Annotated in this window: 5 protein-coding genes; 3 read left to right on the top strand and 2 right to left on the bottom strand. The window is 66.5% G+C overall.

Annotated features, from left to right (window positions below):
- Positions 1 to 255 precede the first annotated feature (255 nt).
- Positions 256 to 2340 (top strand): oxidoreductase, encoded by a 2085-nt coding sequence (locus ACFPPB_RS13560; RefSeq protein ID WP_377327948.1) that lies wholly within the window; start codon positions 256 to 258, stop codon positions 2338 to 2340.
- Positions 2341 to 2906: 566 nt separating this feature from the next.
- Positions 2907 to 4298, top strand: a complete 1392-nt coding sequence (locus ACFPPB_RS13555) for an alpha/beta hydrolase family protein (protein WP_377327946.1) — start codon at positions 2907 to 2909, stop codon at positions 4296 to 4298.
- A gap of 227 nt (positions 4299 to 4525) precedes the next feature.
- Here the strand turns inward: ACFPPB_RS13555 and ACFPPB_RS13550 are convergent, their stop codons facing one another.
- Positions 4526 to 5488, bottom strand: coding sequence for a potassium channel beta subunit family protein (locus ACFPPB_RS13550; RefSeq protein ID WP_377327944.1), 963 nt, complete (start codon positions 5486 to 5488; stop codon positions 4526 to 4528).
- 136 nt (positions 5489 to 5624) lie between these two features.
- Between ACFPPB_RS13550 and ahr the strand changes: the two genes are divergently transcribed.
- A complete protein-coding gene (gene ahr / locus ACFPPB_RS13545; RefSeq protein ID WP_377327942.1) occupies positions 5625 to 6641 on the top strand; it encodes an NADPH-dependent aldehyde reductase Ahr in 1017 nt (338 codons plus the stop codon).
- On the opposite strand, the gene ACFPPB_RS13540 is transcribed toward ahr, so the two are convergent.
- Positions 6642 to 7226: a TetR/AcrR family transcriptional regulator gene (locus ACFPPB_RS13540; protein WP_377327940.1), complete on the bottom strand. Its 585-nt coding sequence runs from the start codon at positions 7224 to 7226 to the stop codon at positions 6642 to 6644.
- Between the last annotated feature and the right edge of the window lie 123 nt (positions 7227 to 7349).

Raw genomic sequence — 7349 nt, 5'->3', positions numbered from 1 at the left:
ACGTTCAACGCCGCACGCACTGACATGCACGACGCAACACAGAGGACAACATGATGGCCAGCGAAAGCCTGAAAGCTCAAGGCAAGAGCATCAAGCGGGCGGTATTGACGGGAAGTCTCTTACGGAGACATTAGGCTGGATCGGGCGAACGCTGCGGCGGGTACGAGACGGTAGGCGGGACATGCAAGCTCCCGAAGGCGGCTGCCCGTCGTGCCCATCCATTCGGAGCGTGCCACCCACCGAGGCCATTCCGGAATGAGAGACCCGCGCTACGACATCCTGTTCACCCCGCTCGAGATCGGCCCGGTCACCGCGAAGAATCGCTTCTTCCAGGTACCGCACTGCAACGGCATGGGCCACGCGATGCCGCTGGCGCATGCGGCTATGCGCGAGACCAAGGCGGAGGGCGGCTGGGCGGTGGTCTCCACCGAGGAATGCGAAATCCATCCCAGCGGCGACCTCACGCCCTACGTCGAGGCGCGGCTGTGGGACGACCGTGACATCCCCGCGCTGGCGCTGATGTGCGACAAGGTGCACGCGCACGGCGCACTGGCCGCATTGGAGCTGACCCACAACGGCCCCGCCGCGTCGAACCTGTATTCGCGCGAGGTGCTGCTGGCGCCCTCGCACCAGCCGTCCAAATACGGCTACCCGTCGCAGGCGCGCGCGATGACCTTGCACGACATCCGCGAGTACCGGCGCTGGCACCGCGAGGCGGCGATCCGCGGCAAGCGCGCGGGCATGGACATCATCTACGTCTACGCGGCACACGACCTGTCGCTGGCGATGCATTTCCTGCAGCGCCGGCGCAACCAGCGCAGCGACGCCTACGGCGGCTCGCTGGAGAACCGCGTGCGCCTGCTGCGCGAGGTGCTGCAGGACACCAGGGACGCGGTCGGCGATCGCTGCGCGGTGGCGCTGCGCTTCGCCACCGAAGAGCTGCTCGGCCCCGGCGGCGTGGAACTGGCCGAGGCGAAGGACATCGTGGGCATGCTGGCCGAGCTGCCGGATCTCTGGGACGTGAACCTCGCCGCCTGGTACAACGACTCGGTGCCATCGCGCTTCGCCGGCGAAGGCGCGCAGGAGCCGTTCATCGACTTCGTCAAGAAATCCACCAGCAAGCCGGTGGTGGGCGTGGGCCGCTTCACCTCGCCCGACACCATGGTGTCGCAGCTCAAGCGCGGCGTGCTGGACATGATCGGCTGCGCGCGGCCGTCGATCGCCGATCCGTTCCTGCCGAGGAAGATCGAGCAAGGCCGCATCGATGACATCCGCGAATGCATCGGCTGCAACGTCTGCGTCTCCGGCGACATGACCATCTCGCCGATCCGCTGCACGCAGAACCCGACCATGGGCGAGGAATGGCGCAAGGGCTGGCATCCGGAACGCATCGCGCCGGCACGCACGCCGGCACGCGTGCTGGTGGTCGGCGCCGGCCCGGCCGGGCTGGAGGCCGCACGCGCGCTGGGCCAGCGTGGCTGCGAGGTGAGCCTGGCCGAGGCGCGCCGCGAACTCGGCGGCCGCGTCAGCCGCGAAGCGCGCCTGCCCGGCCTGGCCGAATGGGCGCGCGTACGCGACTGGCGCGTGGGGCAGATCGACAAACTCGCGAATATAGCCGTCTACCTCGATTCGGCCTTGACCGCGCAGGACGTGCTCGACTTCGGCGCCGAACACGTGGTGCTGGCCACCGGCTGCCACTGGCGCCGCGACGGCTACGGCCGCAGCAACGGCTTCGCCATTCCCGGCTTCGCCGACGGCGCGCGGATCTACACACCCGACGACCTGATGGACGGACGCCTGCCGAAAGGCCGCGTGGTCGTGTTCGACGACGACGGCTTCTATTACGGCAGCGTGGCCGCCGAGATGTTGCGCCTGCGCGGTTGCGACGTGATCCACCTGACTCCGGACGACAGCATCGCGCCATGGAGCCAGCACACGCTCGACTACCGGCATATCCGCAAGCGGATGGCCACGCTCGGCATCGAGCCGCTGGTGTCTCACGACATCATCGGCTTCGACGGTACCACGCTGACCGTCGAAGACGTCTGGACCCATCGGCGCCGCGAGCTTGGCTGCGACGCGGTAGTCGCCGTGACCGCCCGCGTGCCCGACGATGCGCTGTACCAGCAGCTGCTGCAGCGCGGGACGGAATGGTCCGCCGCCGGCGTGCAGTCGTTGCGCTGCATCGGCGACGCCGAGGCACCGGGCCTGATCGCGCACGCGGTCTACGCCGGCCATCGCTACGCCCGCGAGCTGGAGGAACCTGCCAGCGGCGAGGTCGCGTTCAAGCGGCACTTCCACACCACCGACGCCGACGACCTGCGCCGCCCGCACGATTAGGGCCTGTTCTCGATCTCCACATGGCCCGCGCCTGGAGCTGTTTGCGCGCAGGCCAAGGAAGAACGAAGGGAGTGGATGTCCATCCACGACCGAGTGATGACGCAGGGATGCGGGCAAACGGCTCCAGGCCCTCCGGGTTGCCTTGCCGTGGCCGCCAGGTGGTGGCCACGGCAAGCAAACCCGGGCTATGTGGAGGTCGTGAACAGGCTCTTAGCCTCCAACGCCAACCCCTCGGCCCACGCGATGCCGCGCGCGATCCCGCCGCCCAGTGCGGAAACTCGCACCGCGGGCCGCGCGTCCAGCACTTCGAGTCCGGCCAGCCGGCTACAGCGAAGACGTCCGATATGGAGTCATCGCCGTTTCGGTCGTGAAATCGTCGTAGGTCAACCAGCGCGCCATGCACAGCAATCGTGCCACCGTCGCGAGGTCGACGGTGGTTGGAGTAGCCGTCGGGGGTAAAACCCGGGGCGGCTCGGGGCCTCTTCTGTTGATAGGCTATGGAACACCATCGCCCGGAGAGCAATGTCCGCAACCCGGCGAGGCGCCGCTCCAAGGGGAGGAAGCACATGAAGGCTTGGGCATCGTTCGTCCTTTTGCTTGCCATAGCAAGGCCCGCGGCATGGGCGCAGGATGCCAGCGGCGACTGGATCGGCCATCTACCCAGCGGTTTTCGGGTGCTGGTGCACATCGACAAGGTCGGGCACGGCTACAGCGGCGTGCTAATCAACCCGAGCGACAATCAGACGCCGCTGGACGACATAACGGCAAATGGCCGGCATCTGCACTTCGGCGCCACCGCCCTCGGCCTCGGGTACGACGGGGACTGGGACGCCGGCCGGAAAGCTTGGCATGGCCAGCTGACCTTCCAGAAAACCTATCCGTTGGATCTGCATCACGCCACCGATGCCGAACTGTATCCGGCACCGCCCAAGCGCCCGCAGGAAGCGGCGATCCAGGCCGGCCCTCGTCCCTACACGTCGCGGGATGTGCTTTTCCCCAACCAGCGCGCTCACGTTACCCTGGCCGGCACTTTGAGCGTGCCGTCGGGCAAAGGTCCTTTCCCCGCGGTGGTGTTGGTTTCGGGCACTGGCCACAACACCCGTGACGAGACCGTGTGGAACCACCAGGTGTTTCTGGTGTTGGCCGATGCGCTCAACCGTGCCGGGGTCGCCGTGCTTCGCTACGACAAGCGCGGCGTGGGCGGTTCCAGCGGCGACTACGATGCCGCCACCACGGCCGACTTTGCCAGCGATGCTGATGCCGCCGTGGCGTGGCTGCGCCGCCAACCGGGAATCGACGCAAACCGTATTGGCGTACTCGGCCACTCCGAGGGGGGAGTGATCGCGCCGATGGTGGCCGATCGGGATCCCAATGTCGCCTTTGTCGTCACCATCGCCGGTCCGGCGATCCGCGGCGATCGTCTGTTCGTGCTGCAGTCGGCGATGACTGCCAAAGCCTACGGCGCCCCTGACGAGTACATCGCGCGCCGCAAGTTGTTCGACCAACGCCTCTACGATGCGATCATCGCCGCGCCCTCCGCACAGGCCGCGCGCAAGCGGGCCGACGCCCTTGTCGCGCAAGGCATCAAGGACAAGACGGTCGATCCGAACGAGGCCAAGAACCTCGCGACCGACGTCACCAGTTCCTGGGAACGGTACTTTCTCGCTTACGATCCGGCGCCAGCGTTGCGGAAGCTGACGGTGCCCATACTGGCTCTCAACGGCTCGCTAGATCTGCAGGTGCCGGCGCAGGATGACCTTGTGGCGATGCGGCAAGCCCTGGCACACAATCCGCACGCGACCATCGTCGAGATGCCCGGCATGAACCACTTGCTGCAGGATGCGAAAACTGGTGCTCCCAATGAGTACAACGGCATTGAGGAAACCATGTCCCCTCGGGCGCTGAACCTGATCTGCGACTGGGTGAAACGTTGGAGCAGATCGTCCAAGAAGGGGTGAAATCCCGATTTGAAACAACGTCGGGCTCGTTTGCTTCAGATGATGTTTCACGTGGGCGGTGCGCGGAATATCGCAAAAGCAGGCATCACCCTGGCGGTGCCAGTGACAAGGTCTTTAACCCTGACGCTTGCCGCGTGACCCAGTTGGACTGTTGGCGATAAGCCGCTGATCTCTGGAGAAGTCGGGGCGACGGCAGGGTCAGGAGCCGCCGCCACCTGTCGCAGAGCTCACGCAACCGCCTGCGCAATACGCTGACACATCGCCTCGTCCAGCTTCGGCAGCACGTCCAGCGCGCCGAGGTTGTGCTCCAGCTGTTCCAGCCGGCTCGCTCCCAGCATCACGGTGGAGACGTGCGGATTGAGCAGGCACCAGGCGATCGCCAGTTGCGCCAGGCTGGTGCCCAGCTCGTCGGCGACCGGCTGCAGCGCGCGCACCTTGCCGATCCGCTCCTTGCTCAGCGCGCTCTCGCGCAGCCACTCGTAACCGGGCTGGGTCAGCCGTGAATCGGCCGGCACGCCGTCGTTGTACTTGCCGCTCAGCAGACCGGATGCCAGCGGCGACCAGATCGTGGTCCCCATGCCATAGGCCTCGTACAGCGGCGCGTATTCCACTTCCACCCGCTCGCGGTGCAGCAGGTTGTACTCGGGCTGCTCCATCACCGGCGCGTACAGATGGTTCTCGCGCGCAATGCGGTGCGCCTCGTGGATCGCCTCGACCGGCCACTCACTGGTGCCCCAGTACAGCACCTTGCCCTGGCGGATCAGCGTATCCATCGCCGCCACGGTTTCCTCGATCGGCGTATCCGGATCGGCGCGGTGGCAGAAATACAGATCCAGATAGTCGACGCGCAGGCGCTGCAGCGCCTGCGTGCAAGCCTCCATCACATGCTTGCGCGACAGCCCGCGCTGGGTCGGCAGCGGCTTGTCGACCGCGCCAAAAAACACCTTGCTGGAGACGCAGTAGCTGTCGCGCGGAAAGCGCAGGTCGGCCAGCACATCGCCCATCACCTGCTCAGCCACGCCATGGTTGTAGATCTCGGCGTTGTCGAAGAAGTTGACCCCGCGATCGTGCGCCAGCGCCAGCAGTTCGCGCGCCTGCGTGCGACCCACTTGTTTGCCGAAGGTGACCCAGGCGCCGAACGACAGCGCGGACAGTTGCAGGCCGGATTTTCCGAGGCGGCGGTAAAGCATGGGGATGCTCCGATGGTGGGGAAGACCGGCAGCATGCCAACAGTCGTGCCGCCGCGTCCAATCCTGCGTCGAAGGCACCTGTCGTCACGGGCGCAACGGCGTACTCTTGAGGTTCCCCTTCTCGCCGGAGTCCGTCATGTCAACGATCAAAGGCTGGGCCGTCAACGCCGCCGGCCAACCCCTCGAACCGGCCACGTTCGACGCAGGCGCGCTCGGCGCCGAGGAAGTCGAAGTGGCGGTGGACTACTGCGGCATCTGCCATTCGGATCTGTCGATGATCCGTGACGAATGGGGCAACGCGCGCTATCCCTTCATTCCCGGCCACGAAGTGATCGGCCGGATCACCGCGCTGGGTGCGCATGCGAAGGGGCTGAGCGTCGGCCAGCGTGTCGGCATCGGCTGGACCGCGGAAAGCTGCATGCACTGCCGCCAGTGCCTGTCCGGCGACCAGAACCTGTGCGCGTCATCGGTGGCGACCATCGGCGGCCGGCACGGCGGCTTCGCCGACAAGCTGCGCGCGCATTGGGCGTGGACGATTCCGCTGCCCGACGGCATCGACCTGGCCAGCGCCGGTCCGTTGCTGTGCGGCGGCATCACCGTGTTCAAGCCGTTCCTGGCCTATGACATCAAGCCGACGGCGCGGGTCGGCGTGGTCGGCATCGGCGGCCTCGGCCACATGGCGATCAAGTTCGCTGCGGCATGGGGCTGCGAAGTCACCGCGTTCACCTCCACTGCCGCCAAGGCCGACGAGGCTCGCGGCTTCGGTGCGAACCACGTGGTGGCCAGCCGCGACTCCGATGCGATCAAGGCGATCGCCGGCACGCTGGACCTGCTGCTGGTCACGGTGAACGTGCCGTTGGACTGGAACGCGTTGCTCGGGACGCTGGCGCCGAAGGGGCGCATGCACGTGGTCGGCGTGGTGCTGGAACCGATCCCGGTGCCGGCCTTCGCGCTGATCGCCGGCCAACGCGACGTCTCCGGCTCGCCCAGCGGCTCGCCGGTCGACATCGCCCGCATGCTGGACTTCGCCGCCCGCCACGACATCCGCCCGCAGGTGGAGATGTTCCCGATGGCCAAGGTCAACGAGGCGCTGAAGCAGCTCGCGGACGGCAAGGCCCGTTACCGCATCGTGCTGGAAGCCGAAGGCCGCTGATCAAGCGCAGCGGCCCATGCGCAAGATGGGCTCCACCAGCACCCGGTAGGAGTCGTCGGCCTCGCGCGCACTCGGCGCCGGCCGGCAGTGCAGCCACCAGTCGATGACCACGAGGAACGTGGTGACGAGGTGCTGCGCCAGAAGTTCGGGCGGTGTGGCGGGCATGTCCCGATCGAGTGGCGCTCGCCGGATATCGGCTTCGGCCTGTTCGATCAGTATCTTCTCGAGGCGCCGATGAACCTGCCGATGGCCACGCCTCGTCGCAGCAACGGGTGCCTGCTGGATATGCGCCTCGATGTGCTGCAGAACGGGAAGGCTGAAGTAGAGCAGCCTGTCGACCGGATCGGATAACTCGGGCAGCCGATCGCGCGCCACGGCCAGCACGTACCGGATGCTGCTGAGCAGCAGCTCCTCCTTGCTGTCGAAATGCGCGTAGAAGGTCGATCTCGCCAAGTGCGCGCGCGCAAGGATCTCCTTCACCACGATGGCGTCATAACTCTTCTCGTGGATCAGCGTCGCCAGTGATCGATGCAGCAGGAGCCTGGTCCTGCTTGCCCGGGAATCGGTCTTTCGCATGTCGCTCATCGGAGTCTGCCTGTTCTGGTCCGGACTGTTCTGGTCCGGACTGTGCTGGCTCGAACCGTTCTGGCCCGAACGTTTCCGGACGCTGTGCGGCTTCTTGTCCGGAATCGAACAATCGAACCGCTG

It is taken from the genome of Rhodanobacter terrae, from assembly GCF_042657005.1.
In the GTDB taxonomy this organism is placed as follows: Bacteria; Pseudomonadota; Gammaproteobacteria; order Xanthomonadales; family Rhodanobacteraceae; genus Rhodanobacter; species Rhodanobacter terrae.
Note: the sequence above shows the minus strand (reverse complement) of the source record. Positions and strands in the feature narration are given on the sequence as shown.

Coding starts and splice junctions, on each gene's coding strand:
- ahr (WP_377327942.1), top strand. CDS start 5,625: ATGTCAACGATCAAAGGCTGGGCCGTCAACGCCGCCGGCCAACCCCTC.
- ACFPPB_RS13550 (WP_377327944.1), bottom strand. CDS start 5,488: ATGCTTTACCGCCGCCTCGGAAAATCCGGCCTGCAACTGTCCGCGCTG.
- ACFPPB_RS13560 (WP_377327948.1), top strand. CDS start 256: ATGAGAGACCCGCGCTACGACATCCTGTTCACCCCGCTCGAGATCGGC.
- ACFPPB_RS13555 (WP_377327946.1), top strand. CDS start 2,907: ATGAAGGCTTGGGCATCGTTCGTCCTTTTGCTTGCCATAGCAAGGCCC.
- ACFPPB_RS13540 (WP_377327940.1), bottom strand. CDS start 7,226: ATGAGCGACATGCGAAAGACCGATTCCCGGGCAAGCAGGACCAGGCTC.